The 17,136-nt window shown below is 36.2% G+C and carries 16 protein-coding genes; 9 read left to right on the top strand and 7 right to left on the bottom strand.

Annotated elements, in window-relative coordinates; genetic code table 11:
- Nucleotides 1-3: 3 nt before the first annotated feature.
- A complete protein-coding gene (locus C1638_RS00390; protein ID WP_228427955.1) occupies nucleotides 4-942 on the bottom strand; it encodes an alpha/beta hydrolase in 939 nt (312 codons plus the stop codon).
- 157 nt (nucleotides 943-1,099) lie between these two features.
- Between C1638_RS00390 and C1638_RS00385 the strand changes: the two genes are divergently transcribed.
- Complete coding sequence (locus tag C1638_RS00385; protein ID WP_109617183.1) at nucleotides 1,100-1,477, top strand: winged helix-turn-helix transcriptional regulator; 378 nt, start codon at nucleotides 1,100-1,102, stop codon at nucleotides 1,475-1,477.
- A 128-nt stretch (nucleotides 1,478-1,605) separates the two neighbouring features.
- Here C1638_RS00385 and C1638_RS00380 read toward each other — a convergent pair whose 3' ends face one another.
- The gene (locus C1638_RS00380; protein WP_109617179.1) at nucleotides 1,606-2,790 is read right to left on the bottom strand and encodes an MFS transporter; all 1,185 of its coding nucleotides are present in this window, start codon (nucleotides 2,788-2,790) and stop codon (nucleotides 1,606-1,608) included.
- A 224-nt stretch (nucleotides 2,791-3,014) separates the two neighbouring features.
- Here C1638_RS00380 and C1638_RS00375 point away from each other — a divergent pair, with 224 nt between their 5' ends.
- Together C1638_RS00375 and C1638_RS00370 are read left to right on the top strand one after the other, a co-directional pair.
- The gene (locus C1638_RS00375; protein ID WP_317047551.1) at nucleotides 3,015-3,773 is read left to right on the top strand and encodes an NUDIX hydrolase; all 759 of its coding nucleotides are present in this window, start codon (nucleotides 3,015-3,017) and stop codon (nucleotides 3,771-3,773) included.
- Nucleotides 3,774-3,854: 81 nt separating this feature from the next.
- Nucleotides 3,855-4,598, top strand: coding sequence for an MBL fold metallo-hydrolase (locus C1638_RS00370; RefSeq protein WP_109618985.1), 744 nt, complete (start codon nucleotides 3,855-3,857; stop codon nucleotides 4,596-4,598).
- 72 nt (nucleotides 4,599-4,670) lie between these two features.
- Here the strand turns inward: C1638_RS00370 and C1638_RS00365 are convergent, their stop codons facing one another.
- Nucleotides 4,671-5,297 carry a chloramphenicol acetyltransferase gene (locus C1638_RS00365; protein ID WP_109617177.1) on the bottom strand — a complete coding sequence of 209 codons (627 nt, stop codon included), beginning with the start codon at nucleotides 5,295-5,297 and terminating at the stop codon, nucleotides 4,671-4,673.
- A gap of 197 nt (nucleotides 5,298-5,494) precedes the next feature.
- Here C1638_RS00365 and C1638_RS00360 point away from each other — a divergent pair, with 197 nt between their 5' ends.
- The 3 genes from C1638_RS00360 (at nucleotide 5,495) to C1638_RS00350 (ending at nucleotide 7,735) form a co-directional block, all read left to right on the top strand.
- Nucleotides 5,495-5,950, top strand: coding sequence for a PPC domain-containing DNA-binding protein (locus C1638_RS00360; RefSeq protein ID WP_109617175.1), 456 nt, complete (start codon nucleotides 5,495-5,497; stop codon nucleotides 5,948-5,950).
- Between the two features lie 38 nt (nucleotides 5,951-5,988).
- Entirely contained in the window at nucleotides 5,989-6,573 is a 585-nt protein-coding gene (locus C1638_RS00355; protein WP_109617173.1) for a Crp/Fnr family transcriptional regulator, read from the top strand.
- Between the two features lie 85 nt (nucleotides 6,574-6,658).
- Complete coding sequence (locus tag C1638_RS00350; RefSeq protein ID WP_109617171.1) at nucleotides 6,659-7,735, top strand: SDR family oxidoreductase; 1,077 nt, start codon at nucleotides 6,659-6,661, stop codon at nucleotides 7,733-7,735.
- A gap of 117 nt (nucleotides 7,736-7,852) precedes the next feature.
- Here the strand turns inward: C1638_RS00350 and C1638_RS00345 are convergent, their stop codons facing one another.
- From C1638_RS00345 to C1638_RS00325, 4 genes are all read right to left on the bottom strand, one after another.
- Nucleotides 7,853-8,656, bottom strand: a complete 804-nt coding sequence (locus C1638_RS00345) for a helix-turn-helix domain-containing protein (protein WP_109617170.1) — start codon at nucleotides 8,654-8,656, stop codon at nucleotides 7,853-7,855.
- Between the two features lie 18 nt (nucleotides 8,657-8,674).
- Nucleotides 8,675-9,079, bottom strand: a complete 405-nt coding sequence (locus tag C1638_RS00340; protein ID WP_185140402.1) for a GlcG/HbpS family heme-binding protein — start codon at nucleotides 9,077-9,079, stop codon at nucleotides 8,675-8,677.
- Between the two features lie 4 nt (nucleotides 9,080-9,083).
- A complete protein-coding gene (locus C1638_RS00335) occupies nucleotides 9,084-9,872 on the bottom strand; it encodes an SDR family oxidoreductase (RefSeq protein ID WP_109617168.1) in 789 nt (262 codons plus the stop codon).
- Between the two features lie 669 nt (nucleotides 9,873-10,541).
- Complete coding sequence (locus tag C1638_RS00325; protein WP_109617166.1) at nucleotides 10,542-11,702, bottom strand: hypothetical protein; 1,161 nt, start codon at nucleotides 11,700-11,702, stop codon at nucleotides 10,542-10,544.
- Between the two features lie 261 nt (nucleotides 11,703-11,963).
- On the opposite strand from C1638_RS00325, the gene C1638_RS00320 reads away from it, so the two are divergent.
- The 3 genes from C1638_RS00320 to C1638_RS00310 are packed head-to-tail and all read left to right on the top strand — an operon-like array spanning nucleotide 11,964 to nucleotide 16,997.
- Nucleotides 11,964-12,986 carry a ligase-associated DNA damage response exonuclease gene (locus tag C1638_RS00320; protein WP_109617164.1) on the top strand — a complete coding sequence of 341 codons (1,023 nt, stop codon included), beginning with the start codon at nucleotides 11,964-11,966 and terminating at the stop codon, nucleotides 12,984-12,986.
- Nucleotides 12,983-14,563 (top strand): ATP-dependent DNA ligase, encoded by a 1,581-nt coding sequence (locus C1638_RS00315; protein WP_109617162.1) that lies wholly within the window; start codon nucleotides 12,983-12,985, stop codon nucleotides 14,561-14,563. Before C1638_RS00320 ends, C1638_RS00315 begins: the two co-directional genes overlap by 4 nt.
- 1 nt (nucleotide 14,564) lies before the next feature.
- Nucleotides 14,565-16,997 (top strand): ligase-associated DNA damage response DEXH box helicase, encoded by a 2,433-nt coding sequence (locus C1638_RS00310; RefSeq protein ID WP_109617160.1) that lies wholly within the window; start codon nucleotides 14,565-14,567, stop codon nucleotides 16,995-16,997.
- Nucleotides 16,998-17,136 lie beyond the last annotated feature (139 nt).

The following is a 17,136-nucleotide window of genomic DNA, read 5'->3' as shown; positions in this document are numbered from 1 at the left end:
TGACTACTCTTTGGCTGGGTCAAAATTTTGAGAAGCAAAATCAGCCATTTCATCTATCGCAGTCTGTACTTCATCCAATATTTCTCCCATGTGCATAAAGCCATGAACCATATCCTTGTAAAAGCTTGTTGTAACAGAAATATTTGCATTTTTCATGTTTTCAGCAAGTGATTTTCCATCATCTACTAATGGATCATGTTCTGCAAGGAGTACCAGTGTTCGGGGGGTATTTTTAAAATCCTTAATCAAAATCGGAATAGCCAGAGAATTATTTAATTCCTGTTCGGGAAGATAATATTTCCATGCTTCGATACCACCTTGTTTATTAAGAACGGGCCCGTTTTCATATGTCTCCCAAGATGATGTATTGAACTGATTATCAGCGGCAGGATAAATCAATATCTGAAATTTCAGCTGCTCTCCTATTTGCGTGGAAACAGCTGTGGCAAGTGCTCCGCCGGCACTATCACCAATAATTCCTATTCTATTTTTGTCAATTCCTAATGATTCAGAGTTTTCGATAACCCATTTTACGGTATCAATGCAATCATTTAAACCTGCAGGAAAAGGATGTTCAGGGGCAAGACGATAATCAACAAAAATAATAGTTGCTTTTGTTTTATTAGCCAATTTACGGACAACAGCATCATGTGTTTCATAACCTCCGGCTATAAACCAGCCTCCATGAACATAGATAATGGCAGGCTCTTCCTGATTGGTTTTTCCTTTTGGACGGTATATACGGATTGGAATCTGATGGTTTTCCGGTGTAATATTCAGTTCCTCAATCATAGCAACTGCTTCTTTCTTTCCGCTTAACTGAAAAGACATGGTTTCAAGATATTTACGGGTACCATCCATTGAATCCAGAGCATTAAACGGCTGTATTTTTTCTAAGTGATTTAAAATTTGGTTGATTTTAGGTGTTAACTGCATTTTCATTTTTTTATTTAAGTTAATATTGTTTTTTGCAGAGAACATTAGCGCTATTGTTCTTTTGCTGCTGCATATTTTTTACTTTCGGGTACAAAATTAAATTTCAAACCTTACATTTGCATTGTATACATCGAATTGTATGGTACTAACAAATTTGTAAGTAATGGGGAAAATAAAAGAAAATTCAACGAATAATATTAACAGACAATACATCCACGAATGCGATTTAACCTATGCCGTATGTAAGATTGGCGGACGATGGAAACTTTTGATTCTGGATAAACTTAAGGATGGAAAACTGCGTTTCAGTGAGCTTAGAAAGTCTATTTTGGGGATAACAGAAAGGATGCTGACCCTTCAGTTGAGGGAACTGGAGAAAGAAGGTTTGGTCAAAAGAACGGTACATGCAGAAGTTCCACCACGCGTAGATTATGAACTTACCACTATTGCACGAGAGCTGATCCCCATCTGGAGTGTATTGAGTGATTGGGGAGGAAAACACAGAAAACTTATTCAGAAACAAGAAATTTCTGAAGAATAATTCTATTTCTTAGGGCATGAAAGGTTTTAAGGAATGATATATTAATTCATAGAGTGCAGCAATCAATTTTATTGCAGATAAAATCGTTGTATTCTTCAGTTAAGATTAAGGTATAATTATTTTTAAAATCAAGCCTTGTTTACCTTATTACAAAACAGAATATGAGCAATCAGTGCCAGCACTCCGAAAGCGGTTCCTACAAGGCATACTCCCGTCCATTGTGCTTTCTGCCAAGCCAAAGAAGCAAGCCAGGTTCCCAATGAACCCCCAATGAAATAAGAAACCATATAAACTGTGTTTAACCTGTTCACAGCATTGGATTTGATCATAAAATAATTGGTCTGGTTCATGATGTGGCTTGACTGTACCCCAAGATCAACAAGGATTACGCCTATTATTAATCCCCAATACGTTTCTCCCGCAAAATAAGTGAATCCCCAGCTCCCTATCAAAATAAGTAAGGAATACAGTATGATACGGTTGATATCTAAATATTTTTGCAAATTTCCAACTTTTGCAGCTGCCAAAGCTCCTACTGCTCCTGCAAGGCCAAAGCTGCCTACAACGGATGAACCAGCATTAAAAGGTGGCTTTTCCATATGAAAAACCAAAGTTGTAAATAAGGCACACATAGATCCAAAAGCCATTGCCCCACGGAATGAAGCCAGCTGAAGAATAGGCTGTGTTCTTGCAAGATGAGCCACAGAGCGCATTAATTCTTTATAGGTCCCTTTAAAATTCGGGGAAAGCTCAGGAAGCATAGTATAAACGGCAAACCATACCAAGATCATTAACCCTGCAGCAATGCCAAACATCGCTCTCCATCCCCAGACCTCACCCACAATTCCGCCTATGAAACGCGAAAGAAGAATTCCCAATAAAAGTCCGGACATAACCAATCCTATATTGGCTGATTTTTCTTTATCAGAAGATAGTTCTGCCGCAATAGGTACAAACAGTTGAGGAATTACAGAAGTAGCTCCAATCAATAAACTGGAAGCATACAACATCCAAAGCTGATTGGCGAACGTCATCCAAAGTAATGAACCGAAAACAAGAAACAGATCAATCAGGATTAATTTTTTACGGAAAAACTTATCTCCAAGCGGTACAATTAATAACAATCCCAAAGCATATCCTATCTGGGTAAGGACTGAAATTTTGCTTACTGCGGCTTCAGAAACATGAAAATCTTCTGAAATAAGTGCCAGTAAAGGCTGATTATAATAATTGTTGGCTACAACAAGTCCTGAAATGATGGCCATTAACCAGACTACAGCCCGAGAAATACCGTTGGTAGAGCTTACCTGCATGATGAAATTTTTATTGAACAGAAATATATCCTATAATTTAACAGTTTGGATATACATTTTTAACAGCTTCAAAGGTAGGCATTTTAATAAAAAACATATAATATCATGATTGATTTAACCTTTGGGTGAGATAGATGTTTTTTTCTTAGAAATGGCTTTAATAAAGAGTTTTTTTAAGCATTATCCAATTTTATCTTTACATTTGTAATAACACATGTATTTTTATGGATTATATGGATTCCAAGGAACAGATTTTACAAAAGTCTGCTGAAGCAAAAGAAATTTTTCTACCTCATATTTCAGCCGATCCGGTTATTTTCGGTTTTGATCAAAATGAACTAAAAGTTTTGTTGGTAAGAATGAATTACCGAAAACAATGGCTTCTTCCCGGAGGTTTTATAAGAAAAGACGAAGATTTGGATGAAGGCGTAATGAGGGTTTTAAAATCAAGGGCCGGTGTTACCAATGTTTTTCTGGAGGAATTTGCAGTTTTTGGGAAAAAAAATAGAAGTGAATTTTATTTTGAGGATTTTGATGAAACCTTATTTCAGAAGCAACGTTTTATTTCCATAGGTTATTATGCCTTGTATAATTCTGCGGATATTAGTCCTGTTATGGATGATGTAAGTGAAGCTTGTGAGTGGGTTTATTTAAGAGACCTCCCTACCATTGAACTGGCCATGGATCATCGCGAAATTATTGAAAAAGCTCTTCTTACATTAAGAGAAAAAATCTCATACAAGCCCATCGGATATAATTTGTTACCTGAAAAATTCACACTTTCTGAACTTCAGAAATTATACGAAGCGATATTGGGTAAGGAACTCAACCGTGGAAATTTTTATAGAAAAATAAAGAATTTAGGGGTTTTAAAGAAGCTTGATGAGCAGAGAAGAGGTGGCGCGCATAAGTCGCCGGATCTTTACTCCTTTGATGAAGAAAATTATGTGAAAGCATTGGAGAATGGATTGAATAACTGGTAGATACCTTTTCATTGTTTTTTCCAATGGTCTGCATTGATGAAAAAGCTTTTGAATGTTAGAAATATTGAGGAAATTTGCAGCATGAAGATCATTCCACTTAAAGAAGGTAATTTTTCAGCTAGCAAAACCAAGGACTTTACTCTTTTAACAGACGAAAACTTTGATACCGTTACCGGAATTAAAATGTCTGTACAACCTTTCCTTATCATCACAGAAAACGATTATATTCTTTTGGACGCCGGCATTGGTTGGAAAAATGAGGATGGAACTTCTGTGGTCTCAACGCTTCTTGAAAGAGAAGGTATACGTCCGGAGCAGGTTACAAAGCTACTTCTTTCCCATCTTCACAAGGACCATATTGAAGGAGCTGTAAGACTTACGGATCATGGCTATGAACCTACTTTTCCTAATGCAGAAATATATATTCAAAAACGTGAACTGGATTTTGCCATGGAAAATAAAGGGAATCCGTCTTTTGATTTTGAAGTATTGGAAAACCTGATTCAATTGCCCAATATTATCTGGATGAATGATGATAACGGTAAAATTACTGATGAAATTTTCTATGAAGTAGTGGGTGGTCATACTCCGTTTATGCAGGTTTTCTGGATCAAAGAAAATGGAGAAACCGTTTTTTATGGTGCAGACGATCTTCCACAGGCTTCTTACCTGAAGTATCATTTAGCCTACAAAAGTGATTTTGATGGCAGAAAAGCAATGGAATTACGACTTGAATGGGAAAAGAAAGCAAGAGAAAACCATTGGAAAATTCTACTTTATCATGATCTGGAAAAAGCAGTGATAGAAATAAAAAATGGGGAATAAAATATACCCCAAATTTCTATATTTTTTATAAGAATAATTATGCTTAAAGTCTTATTTTCAAAATTCTATAGCCTATAAATCAAGTTGTCTTTGAAACTCTTCAAGGTATTTTGCAATATGAATTCCATCTGCTAAACCGTGGTGAGCTTCAATTGAAACGGGAAGATATTTTTTACCCTCACGGATATTGAATTTACCGAAAGCAATTTTAGGAATTGATTCTCCGGTATTAAAATCTGTTGGATGAAGAATTGCACTGAACGAGTTCCAGGGAATTGTGGTATGTCTTACGTGGTCTTTACCCAGTCTGTCATTACTTATTCTAAGTCCTGAAGTCTCATGTACTCCCTTTATTTCTTCCTGCAGATTCGCATTGAACGTCTCAAAGTCCTCAGAGAAAAGGGTAAATGAAAAGCCAAAGGTTCCGTCTGGTCTGCCAATGGTACTTCCGGCATGTACTGTATCAAACTGCACAACCTGTCCGTCAATAATTCTAAGCTTCAATTCATCAACCGTATTGACAGCTACCATAGATTTATGAAAGTAATAGGCAAAAAATGAGTATCCATTTTCCTTAGCTTTATCATAGGCCTTTGTACAATCTACTTCCGTTGTAAAGCCAAAATAGGGACTTGCCATGTTAGAAAAAAAATTAAAATGCTCCTTTCTGTTCCAGCTTTCAATATCTACGATCTTCATTGATTTTTATTTGCTGCAAATTTCTGTAATTTTTACCAGTTTACAAGTAAAAGGAATATAAATTTCCCATTAACATTATATTTTTCCTGTTTCAAAATCATTACAAACAAATTGACAAGCATGATTATTGCATTTGCTTATTGAAAGCGATGAATGCTTAGAAAAAACATCTAAAAACAAAATAAAGCTTTATAAGTATGGATGCACAAAATTTAAAAGGAAGCCATTGGTCAGCAAAAAAAGTAGATCATGTTTATCTAGTCAGTATAAAAAATCAATCAAGTATCATTGAAGCGCTTACAGATTTTGTGAGAAGCCAAGAGATTCAATCAGGAGAGGTTACAGGAATTGGAGCAGTAGATGAAGCAACTTTACGTTTCTTTGTTCCGTCCACCAAAAAATATGTGGATAAAACATTTAAGGAACAAATGGAGGTAACCAATATCTCAGGAAATGTTTCTATAATAAACGGAGAACCTCTACTCCATTTGCATATTACTTTAGGAAGAGAAGATTATACTGCTTTGGCAGGGCATCTTTTAGACGCCAGAATTCGGGGAGCAGGAGAATTTATTTTTTATCCGCTTACTACCAGAGCTGTAAAAATAAAAGATGAGGAAATAGGAATCAATCTCTATAATTTTGAAGAATAATATACTGAAAGTCTTATTTTTGATAAAATATTTTTTTAATGTTTGAGGTACTTCTTTCCCATATTCAGAATAAAGTTGCTATAACCGATGAACAGAAAAATCAGGTTCAGGCTTTCTTTACTGTAAAAAAACTTCGAAAAAAGCAATATCTATTGCAGGAAGGAGAGATCTGTAAATGTCTGTCTTTTGTAAGTAAGGGATTGCTGAAATCTTATTTTTTGGATGAAAAAGGGAATGAACATATCAATATGTTTGCTTTTGAGGGCTGGTGGATTTCCGATTTCAATAGTTTCATTCATCAGGAAAAATCGGTTTTAAATATTGATGCCATTGAAGAAACTGAGGTACTGATGATTACTTTAGATGATTATGAAAAAATGATGCTGGAAATTCCAGTAATGGATCGTTATTTTAGAATTCTTTATCAAAATAGCCTTGTAACAAAAGATCATAGACTGATTGTTTCTAATAGCTATACTGCTGAGGAAAAATATCTGCAACTGGCACAGAAAAACCCTGAGATGATCAAAAGGGTTCCCCATAATCTTATCGCGTCCTATCTAGGGCTTGCTCCTGAAACAGTGAGCAGGATCCGTAAAAAAAATCTTCTTAACAATACTTGATACAGATCAATCCAAATGCATGATTCACATCAAGCATACTAGCCTGTTCACAGCCATAATTTTGTAATGAAAATTTACAATACTTATGGAAAATAAAGAAAACGTAGCATTGGTAGTAGGCGCTACCGGAATTACAGGAAGCAATCTTACAGAAGAACTTATTGCACAAGGCTGGACTACCTATGGGCTATCCAGAAATCCAAACTCTACTATTTCCGGTCTTCGTAGCATAAAAGCAGATCTTTTGGATGAACGGAACCTGATGGAAGCATTGGATGGGATCTCTCCTACTCATATTTACTTCACGACATGGATGCGAAATGATACAGAAGAAGAAAATATTCGTGTAAACAGTTTACTTGTCCGAAATCTTCTGAATGTATTATCACCTAAAAAATCGATTAAACATGTAGCTTTAGTCACCGGATTGAAACATTATCTAGGGCCTTTCGAAGCCTATGCAAAGCAAGGGATCTTACCTGAAACACCTGTTCGGGAAGAGCATCCAAGGCTTCCTCTTCCCAATTTCTATTATGCCCAGGAAGATGAAGTGTACAAGGCTTCGGAAAGAGATGAGTTTACCTGGAGTATTCACAGGCCTCATACTGTAATTGGACATGCTGTGGGCAATCTGATGAATATGGGAACTACATTAGCTATCTATGCAAGTATTTGCAAAGAAATGGGAAGAAAGTTCATATGGCCGGGATCTGAAGCACAATGGAATGGAGTTTCTGATGTGACAGATGCACAAGTACTAGCCAAACAGCTGGTATGGGCTTCATCCACTGAATCTGCAAAAAATCAGGCCTATAATATTACGAACGGAGATGTTTTTCGATGGAAATGGCTTTGGAAAAGATTAGCTGACTGGTTTGGAATAGAAGCAGAAGGATTTAATGGTATGATCAGACCTCTGGAAAAAGAATTGGAAAACGATGCTCAAATCTGGAGTGAGATTGCAAAAAAATATCATTTAAAAGAGGAAAACCTTAGCAAATTATCGTCCGCATGGCATACGGATCTTGATCTCGGAAGACCATTGGAAGTAATGTGTGATATGTCAAATAGCAGAAAGCTTGGATTTACTGCCTATAAAAGTACAGAAGACTCTTTTATTGAACTGTTTGAGCGACTAAGAGCTGAGAATGTAATTCCTTAAAGATAATAAGCTGTTTATAAAGTAAGACTTTTTAACCTTACTAACTTACAAAAATAATTGCAGAATCCTAAGATTCTGCAATTAAAAATATTTGTTCCCAGCACCTATTTTATCAGGTTATAATGCAGTGGTAGTTATTCCGTATTTCTTTTTAAATGAAGAATAGAAATGAGACAGATTCTCAAATCCCAGATCGAGATAGATGTCCGATGGTTTTTTATTCTTGTTTTTAATCAGATAATAAGCTTCGTTCAATCTTTTTTCCTTGAGCCATTGCTTTGGAGTCATGTTGAATATCTTGCTGAAATCCCTCTTAAAACCTGAAAGGCTGCGACCTGTAAGTCGGGCAAAAGCCTCCACAGATACATTGAACATAAAGTTTTTATTCATAAATTCTTTAAGATCAATTTTATGAGGTTCAGAAAAGTCAAAAAGAAGATTTCTGATCTCGGGATGAGCTTGCAGAAGAAGTTCAATTGCTTCCTTAACCTTTAATACAGCCAGCCTTGGAGGTATTTCTTTCGTTTTATCGATGTATGGAATTAATGATGCAAAATAGCTCTTAAAAAATTCATCAGACTCAAAGAATAACCGCTGATTACCCACAAAAGGAGTATCCATTACCATCTTTTGCTCACTGGCATATTGCCTAAGGGTTTCATCATCCAGCGTAATGGAAATAAACTGATACTTTTCACCATTTAAAGGTTGTTTAATCGTTCGGATTAATTGATTTTTCCTAACCAAAACTACTGTATTTTCCCGGATAATGGTCTTTCCCTGATCATGAAAAGCATGCGTTTCCCCAGAGATCTGAAAACCCAGAAAATGATCCGGAATAAATTCCTCGTGGCCTCTGTAGGCATCAAAGGCACATGAATAAACCAGTTTGTCAAATATAATCTCAGAAGTCTTTTCCATAACACAAATATCTGAAATTTAAACAATAACAGAAGCTCCTGTATGAGCGATCTCTTTATCCTGTTCAGGAGTACCACCGGATGAACCTATAGCGCCAATTATCGCTCCATTTTCATCCTTAATGATAACACCTCCCGCAAGGGTTAAAAGTCCATTATTGGAGTTCAGCATTCCGTATCCATGAATCTCGGCTCCTGAAATAATGCTTCCCATTACATCACTATCAATTCCAAACATAATAGCGGTTTTGGCTTTCTTTATAGCAAAATCGATCACTCCATATACACTGTCCAGCCTTGCAAAAGCAACCAGATGTCCTCCTGCATCTACCACGGCAATGCTTACAGGAATACCTAGTGATTTTGCTTTCTTTATTGCAGCATGCAGTGCTTTTTCTGCTAGTTCATAACTGATTCCAATCATATTATTAACTTTTAGCAGTCCACGCTTCAGATTGAAGCTGTTTTACAAAATCTTCAGTTTCCTTGGGATGTACATTCCTAAAATCACTATTGTCATCAAGAGCTACATTAACAATAACTTCTGCCATAGAATATGGATCTAATTGATGAGCAAGAGATTCAGAGGCTCCATCGAAGGCTGTTTCCGGAGTAAAATTTACCTTTGGATCATACCAACGGAATATAGAGTCTACTCCTCTGTCATTGAACCCTGTTCCAAATACCCCCGGATTACAGGTTGCAATTTTAATATTGAACGGAGCCAGCTCTGTTTTCAACCCTTCCGCAATTGATTCCAAGGCGTGTTTAGAAGCACAATAAGCGGCCACGTAGGGTACCGTCCATAAACCTCCCATTGATGAAGTGAAGACAATTTTACCACCTTTCTTTTCAATAAACTTTTTAATAAAGCCCTGTGCCAGTTCCAACGCACTGAATACATTTACCTCAAACATAGATCGGATAATATCAACAGGCTGTTCTGCAATAGGACCGCCTTCCATAATACCCGCATTGCTGATCAGAATATCAATATCATATTTGTTTAAAATATAGTCAATATCCCTTGAATTGGTTACATCTAGCTTATCAACTGTCAAAGTCACACCTTGCGCTGAAGCTTCACGAATTAGGTCACTCATTTGAGGATATACCTGTGTGGTTGCAATTACCTGATGTCCTTTTTTAGCAAGCTCAAAGGCTGCAATTTTTCCAAATCCGCTTGCTGCTCCTGTAATTAGAATTGTTTTACTCATTGTATTTTATTTTTTTGTTGTTACAAATTTCAAAGATTTTCAAGAGGTTTATATTGGCGTAAAGTCCAAACTTATAGTGTTGAGAAGTTCATCAGCCTTACAGAATAATCGATTGTCAGAAAGAGGATTATCTATTGCCATCTTTTGTTCACAAGTATATTTTTCATCATTCAACAAAATGGAAATAGAATTGAAGAACAAAGGAAAAAAAATCCCGGATTAATGATCCGGGATTATAATTATTTACTTTATCTTATTTCTAAAAATCAGGATTACTGCATATATAGAACTCACTACAAATATTATAAAAGGAATTATAAAACTGAGTCGCAGTTTCGACATAATATCACTATAATATGTATTAGGAATCATCAAAGAAATTATTATTGATAATAATGCTATAAAACAGAATAGCATTAAATAACGATCTTTATAATATCTAGATGATAAGAAAATGTATAATGTACCAATAATAGGTATAGCAGTAATTCCTTCCCAAAAAATATCATGCTGAGAAAAAGATAAAGAAACTATATCATTAATAAATTGGTATAACGAAAAAAGTATATACACAAATATTGGGAGATCGTCTTTACCTAAACTGCAAATCATTAAAAATGAGATAACAGAAATAATTTTAATAATTTTCAGTTTCATTGAATATTTATTTTAATTACAATTTCTTTTTGTTTGAGGAGCAGTACCATTTGTACTTGTAGTTGAAGATTGTATGCTATTTGCAAAAGTAGTAGGCGTATCAACTCCTATTGCTGTAAAATTTATTCCTGCATAATTTAATATTGCTACAGTAAAATCAACACAATTATTAAATCCAACATCATATATACTATTTGAGTAAGTTCCAGCTGCATTTATAATATTTTGAAGTTGTGCCGGAGTAATGTTTCCTACATTCCATGCATTGTTATAAGTATGTCCACTATCATCACCCATTTGTCCAGGACCTGTCACAGTTAAAGGAAAACCATTTTCGGGATAGAACCCAAATGTCATTGTATTATTTCCTTGAGTAATAGATATGAAAGCATGCCCAGGTTTACTTGAAGAAAACATTTTAGCTGCATATACAGTTAAATTCGCAGGTTTGCTAGTATCAAGACAACTTAAGAATTTTTTAATATCCTTAATCGGAATATCTGGAGGTAGTGGGGGGAAAACAGGTGCAGTTGGAGTTCCAATTCCACCACCACCACCGTCACCACCGTAGTCACCATTTCCACCACCCATGTCATGGCCACCGTTACCACCTAGATCATCCCACGGATCAGGTTTTGCTAATTGTGGTTTTTTTACAATAATAACAACTTCTCCTACGTCAGTAACCTTACTTATTGATAGAGAAGTATAATGCTCTTGAAATGTCTTGATGAGATAATCATGATCAGGATGACTCTCCTTATATGCATCAAAGTAAAGAAAATCTCTTTCTCCATTAATCACACCACCTATTACAGCTGTTACTTTTCCATTCGTAAGCATTGGAAACATTAACAATTTTTTCCCACTATCCAGATCTAGATCCTGAGAAGACACTCTAAGATCCACAGTTCCATATTTACTCTCAAGCGCTATTTTCTTTTCCGGATAATTATTGAAATAGGCCAACATAGAGTTTCTAAAGGGAATCGCATAATTATTGGATGATGAGTTTTTAGAAAGACTTTTTTCTTTTTCAAAGCGTTCAAAAAATGCTATTTTTTCTTTCTGCACCTGTTCTGCTTCTGTAAGCATCTCATCTGTTCTACAAGAATTGAGGGTAAAAGATGCTGTGGACAATAGTATAAGTCCATAGATTAAATTTTTTTTCATGTTTGTGTTAATTCTAAGATTAGATGACAAATATAAAGAATTAATTTAATCACTTTTTATAGAAATATATTATGTTAAGAAGTTAGTATTTTACATTCAAACTAGGTCATCTTTATAAAACTAAAACAAAGACATGCCTTTGCAAAAGGCTAAAAATATATTTAATCCCACTGAAATCTAATCCAAAAGAATAATAAAATATGCAGTTTATCATAAATTGGTTAAGTTTTTGAAGCTTATTCCATAAAACCAGTCACACCATTGAAGCTAATCACATTTACCAGAAAAGGAATTTACTGTCCGCAGGGAAAGTTTTATATAGATCCCTGGCGGCCTGTTGATATGGCCATCATCACTCATGGACATGCAGATCATGCCCGATGGGGAATGAAAAAATACCTTTGCCATCACTTTACAAAGCCTATCCTCCATCAAAGGATTGGGAGCGATATTGAATGCCAGAGTGTGGCATATGGAGAGACAATTACCATTAATGGAGTAAAAGTTTCTCTTCATCCGGCAGGCCACATTATTGGTTCCGCACAGATTAGGCTGGAATATAAAGGATATGTAACTGTTGTGTCTGGGGATTATAAGATTCAGAATGATGGATTAAGCACTCCTTTTGAATTAGTAAAATGCAATGAGTTTGTTACCGAAAGTACCTTTGGACTCCCTATTTACAACTGGCTTGAAGTTCAGGATTTAAATCAAAAACTTCAAAACTGGGTATTGAAAAACAAAGAAAATAACAAAACCTCAGTGTTTATCGGATATTCTCTTGGAAAAGCCCAACGAATTATGACAGCTGTAGAGGGGCTGGGAAAAATATATGTACATTACTCCATCGGAAAGCTAAATGAGGCTTTTGAATCTGTTGGAATTAACCTTCCTGATTATACCATTGCCGACTTCAGAGAACGTTCAAAGGAAGTGGAACATGAAATTGTAATTGTTCCACCCGCTTTACTGGATAGTAATATCATTAAAAAAATTCCGGAGCCGGCCACGGCCATATGTTCCGGATGGATGCAGGTGCGCGGTGCCAGAAGATGGCGGAGTGCAGATGCCGGATTTGCCATGAGTGATCATGCAGACTGGAAAGGATTGCTGCAAACTGTAAAAGCTACCGAAGCAGAAATTGTTCATGTTACTCATGGGCAGACAGAAATTTTCTCAAAATATCTGAATGAAATTGGTATTCGTGCAGATGTTGTAGAAACCCTGTATGGTGAAGATGAAGAAGAATCGGAAAAAGAAACCATTGAAAATCCGGAACCATGAAACATTTTGCAGACCTTATCAATGCCTTGGAAACAACCAATAAAACCAATGCTAAAATTGATGCAATTATGGATTATCTGGAACGAACTCCGGATGAAGACAAAGTGTGGTTTATTGCCCTGTTTACAGGAAAAAGACCCAAAAGAAACATCAATACCAATTATATGAAAGAGTGGGCGTTGGAAATCACAGGACTTCCACTATGGCTTTTTCAGGAAAGTTATTCCTCCGTTGGAGATCTTGGTGAAACCCTTTCTTTGATTCTGCCTCCCCCACAGGAAAAAATAGAAAGAAGCCTGTCACAATGGATGAATGATATTGTTGATTTAAAAGATAAAACTGAAACTGAAAAGAAAGAATTTGTATTAAATTCATGGAACGGATTGGATTATACAGAACGATTGATTTTCAATAAATTAATTGGCGGAAGCTTCCGGATTGGCGTTTCTGATAAAACATTAATCAATGCATTGACAAAGTTTTCCGGTCAGGAATCCAGTGCGCTGATGCATAGCTTGATGGGAAAATGGAATCCTAATGATGTTTCTTTCAGGGAACTGATTGCCGCAGAAAATGTAAACCCGGACAATTCAAAACCATATCCTTTTTGCCTTGCCTATCCTTTAGAAAAAGAGCTTGATGCCCTTGGCGAACCCAATGAGTGGCTGGTAGAATACAAATGGGACGGAATTCGGGGACAGATTATCCGAAGAAATGACGAAGTCTTTATTTGGTCAAGAGGTGAAGAGCTTGTTACAGAGCAATTCCCCGAGATTACTGAAGTGATAAAAGCCATGAACGGGAACTTCGTTTTAGATGGAGAAATACTTGCAGTGAAAGATGGTAAAGTTTTAAATTTTAATGAATTACAGAAAAGATTAAACAGGAAAACTTTAACCAAGAAAATGCTCTCGGAAATTCCAATACAAGTCTTCGTTTATGATTTATTGGAGCTTGAAGACAATGATTTGAGAGAGAAACCAATCTTTGCCAGAAGAGCAATGCTGGAGGAATTCTTGCTTAATGAAAAGCCTCATAATATTAAGATTTCTCAAAGCATCAATTTTGAAAAATGGGAAGAACTGAACCATATCCGGGAAAATTCAAGAACGGTAAACAGCGAAGGATTGATGCTCAAACAGAAAAATTCACCCTACCATTCAGGGCGAAAGAAAGGTGATTGGTGGAAATGGAAAATCAATCCTTTTACAATAGATGCTGTCCTGATCTATGCCCAGAAAGGTAGTGGCAGACGTAGTGCTTATTACACCGACTATACTTTCGCCGTAAAAAATGAGGATAAATTGGTTACCATTGCGAAAGCCTATTCAGGATTGACAGATAAAGAAATCATGGAAGTAAGCAAATTTGTAACAAAAAATGCCATTGAAAAATTTGGTCCGGTACGAACCGTAAAAGCAGAGCTTGTCTTTGAAATTGCTTTCGAGGGAATTGGACTCAGTAATCGTCACAAAAGCGGTGTAGCCCTTCGGTTCCCAAGAATTGTAAGATGGAGAAAAGATAAGACCGTAGACGAAATTGATCATCTTGAAGAAATCAAAAAATTAATACAATAACGTGGCGGCTTTTGAACATACCAATGGATTTAAAATCATTCAACAATGGATGGTTGATAAAGGAATGTCCCCTTTTAAATTTCAAATAGATACTTGGCGAAGATTCGGAAGCGGATATAGCGGTATGGTTGTGGCCCCTACAGGATTTGGAAAAACTTTTTCCGTTTTTTTAGCACTGGTTTCAGACTTTCTGAATCATCCTGAACATTATAAAAAAGGCTTAAAAATGATCTGGATAAGTCCGCTACGATCTTTATCCAAGGATATTGCGAAGGCCATGCAGGAAGCCATTGATGAAATTGGACTTGACTGGACTGTAGGAGTCAGAAACGGAGACACAGACCCTAAAGTGAGACAGCAACAGGTAAAGAAAATGCCCGAAATTCTCGTGGTAACACCAGAAAGTTTACACTTACTTCTTGCTCAGAAAAATCATGAGACCTTTTTTCGCGATCTGAAATGTATTGTTGTGGATGAATGGCATGAATTATTAGGTTCAAAGCGCGGTGTAATGGTAGAATTGGGAATTTCACAGCTTAGAAGTTACGTTCCCAACATGAAAATCTGGGGTATTACAGCAACAATCGGCAATCTGGAAGAAGCTATGGAAGTACTGATTCCTTATGATATTAAAAAGACTCAAATTACAGCTGCAGAACGAAAGAAAATAGATATTATTCCTGTCTTTCCGGATGAAATCGAAATACTGCCTTGGGCAGGACATCTTGGGAATAAATTGGCGGATAAGGTAGTACCCATTATTCTCAATTCAAAATCTACCATTGTCTTTACCAATACCCGAAGCCAAAGTGAAATGTGGTATCAGCTGCTGCTGGATGCCTATCCTGATTTTGCAGGGCAGATTGCCATTCATCATAGCTCCATTGATGCGCACTTAAGGATCTGGATTGAAGAGAATCTGAGTTCAGGGAAATTAAAAGCTGTTGTTTCTACATCATCGCTAGATTTAGGAATAGATTTTAAACCTGTTGACACTGTCATTCAGATCGGTTCCGCAAAAGGAGTAGCCAGATTTCTTCAGCGGGCAGGCCGTAGTGGGCACTCCCCTTTTGAAACTTCCAAAATTTATTGTGTACCCACTCATTCTCTGGAACTGATTGAGGTTTCTGCCTTAAAGGAAGCCGTAAAGCAAAAAGTAATTGAACCAAGGGAACCACAAGTCTTATGCTTCGATGTTTTGGTTCAGTTCTTAATGACCTTGGCGGTTGGAAACGGTTTTTATCCCGATGAAGTATACAAAAGAATCAAAAAGGTATATGCCTTTCAGGAAATGATGGATGAAGAATGGAAAAGTATTCTTGAGTTTCTGACCATTGGCGGCAGTGTTCTGAAAAGTTATGAAGAATTCCATAAAATTGTGATTTTGGATGATGGTTTATACAAGGTAACCTCACGGAAAATAGCAATGCTTCACCGGATGAATATGGGAGTAATTGTAAGCGATGCCATGCTAAAGGTTAAATTTATTTCCGGGGGTTATATTGGAATGATTGAAGAATATTTTATTTCAAAATTAAAAAAAGAAGAAAAATTTATTTTAGCCGGACGTACTCTGGAAGTAGCGATGATCAAAGATATGACCGTTTATGTAAGATCGGCCAAAGGAAGAGCACTTGTACCCAGTTATTTGGGAGGAAGATTGCCTTTGAGCTCTGATTTGGGTCACTTTTTAAGAGAAAAACTTTCACACGCATTAAACCCGAAAGCTTCAGAGAAAGAATTGAAATTCCTGCACCCCCTTTTGGTCAATCAGGAAGCAAACTCCCACATTCCTAAAGAAGATGAATTTTTGATTGAAATGATTAAAAATCGTGAAGGATATCATTTGTTTATGTATCCTTTTGAAGGCCGTCTGGTACATGAAGTGATGGCGGCATTGATCGCTTACAGAATTTCAAAACTGGCCCCAATTTCCTTTTCAATGGCGATGAATGATTATGGATTCGAATTATTCAGTGATAAGGAAATCCCTTTAAATGAAGAAAATATACAGCAGATTTTAAGCAGAGAGAACCTGATGACAGATATGATAGCCAGTATTAATTCTGCAGAAATGGCAAGGAGAAAATTTCGGGATATAGCTGTGATCTCCGGAATGGTCATTCAAAATTACGCAGGAAAGCAACGTTCCAATAAATCCTTACAGAGTTCAGCCGGATTGATCTTTAAAGTATTGGATGATTATGATTCTAATCATTTTCTAATCAGGCAGGCCTATACGGAAGTCTTTAATATTCAGCTTCAGGAACAACGTTTAATAGAAGCATTTAAAAGAATTGAAAAGTCTAAAATTATTTTAAAGCATTCTCATTCCTTTACTCCACTAAGCTTTCCTATAAAGGTAGATAGTCTCAGACAGACGCTTTCCAGTGAAGGGCTTGATGCAAGAATTAAAAGAATGTTGAAACTTTAAAGTATCATTCATTAGCGATTATGAATGCAAAAGTTATGCTAATCTGATGGCTAAATACTACGAAAATTTCATGTCTTTTGTGCATCATAACTCTTGACAAATTCGTAACTTAGAGTATATTCTTCGAAGAGTAAAATAA

Source organism: Chryseobacterium oncorhynchi (genome assembly GCF_002899895.1).
Lineage (GTDB): Bacteria > Bacteroidota > Bacteroidia > Flavobacteriales > Weeksellaceae > Chryseobacterium > Chryseobacterium oncorhynchi.
The sequence above is the reverse complement of the archived record's forward strand: the minus strand, read 5'-3'. Positions and strand labels throughout refer to the sequence as shown.

Bases quoted from the DNA above. Each gene is read 5' to 3' on its own strand.
- C1638_RS00340 (WP_185140402.1), bottom strand. From the start codon at position 9,079: ATGATTGGAATCAGTTATGAACTAGCAGAAAAAGCACTGCATGCTGCA.
- C1638_RS00315 (WP_109617162.1), top strand. From the start codon at position 12,983: ATGAAACATTTTGCAGACCTTATCAATGCCTTGGAAACAACCAATAAA.
- C1638_RS00350 (WP_109617171.1), top strand. From the start codon at position 6,659: ATGGAAAATAAAGAAAACGTAGCATTGGTAGTAGGCGCTACCGGAATT.
- C1638_RS00380 (WP_109617179.1), bottom strand. From the start codon at position 2,790: ATGCAGGTAAGCTCTACCAACGGTATTTCTCGGGCTGTAGTCTGGTTA.
- C1638_RS00385 (WP_109617183.1), top strand. From the start codon at position 1,100: ATGGGGAAAATAAAAGAAAATTCAACGAATAATATTAACAGACAATAC.
- C1638_RS00325 (WP_109617166.1), bottom strand. From the start codon at position 11,702: ATGAAAAAAAATTTAATCTATGGACTTATACTATTGTCCACAGCATCT.
- C1638_RS00365 (WP_109617177.1), bottom strand. From the start codon at position 5,297: ATGAAGATCGTAGATATTGAAAGCTGGAACAGAAAGGAGCATTTTAAT.
- C1638_RS00390 (WP_228427955.1), bottom strand. From the start codon at position 942: ATGAAAATGCAGTTAACACCTAAAATCAACCAAATTTTAAATCACTTA.
- C1638_RS00345 (WP_109617170.1), bottom strand. From the start codon at position 8,656: ATGGAAAAGACTTCTGAGATTATATTTGACAAACTGGTTTATTCATGT.
- C1638_RS00355 (WP_109617173.1), top strand. From the start codon at position 5,989: ATGTTTGAGGTACTTCTTTCCCATATTCAGAATAAAGTTGCTATAACC.
- C1638_RS00360 (WP_109617175.1), top strand. From the start codon at position 5,495: ATGGATGCACAAAATTTAAAAGGAAGCCATTGGTCAGCAAAAAAAGTA.
- C1638_RS00375 (WP_317047551.1), top strand. From the start codon at position 3,015: ATGGATTATATGGATTCCAAGGAACAGATTTTACAAAAGTCTGCTGAA.
- C1638_RS00370 (WP_109618985.1), top strand. From the start codon at position 3,855: ATGAAGATCATTCCACTTAAAGAAGGTAATTTTTCAGCTAGCAAAACC.
- C1638_RS00335 (WP_109617168.1), bottom strand. From the start codon at position 9,872: ATGAGTAAAACAATTCTAATTACAGGAGCAGCAAGCGGATTTGGAAAA.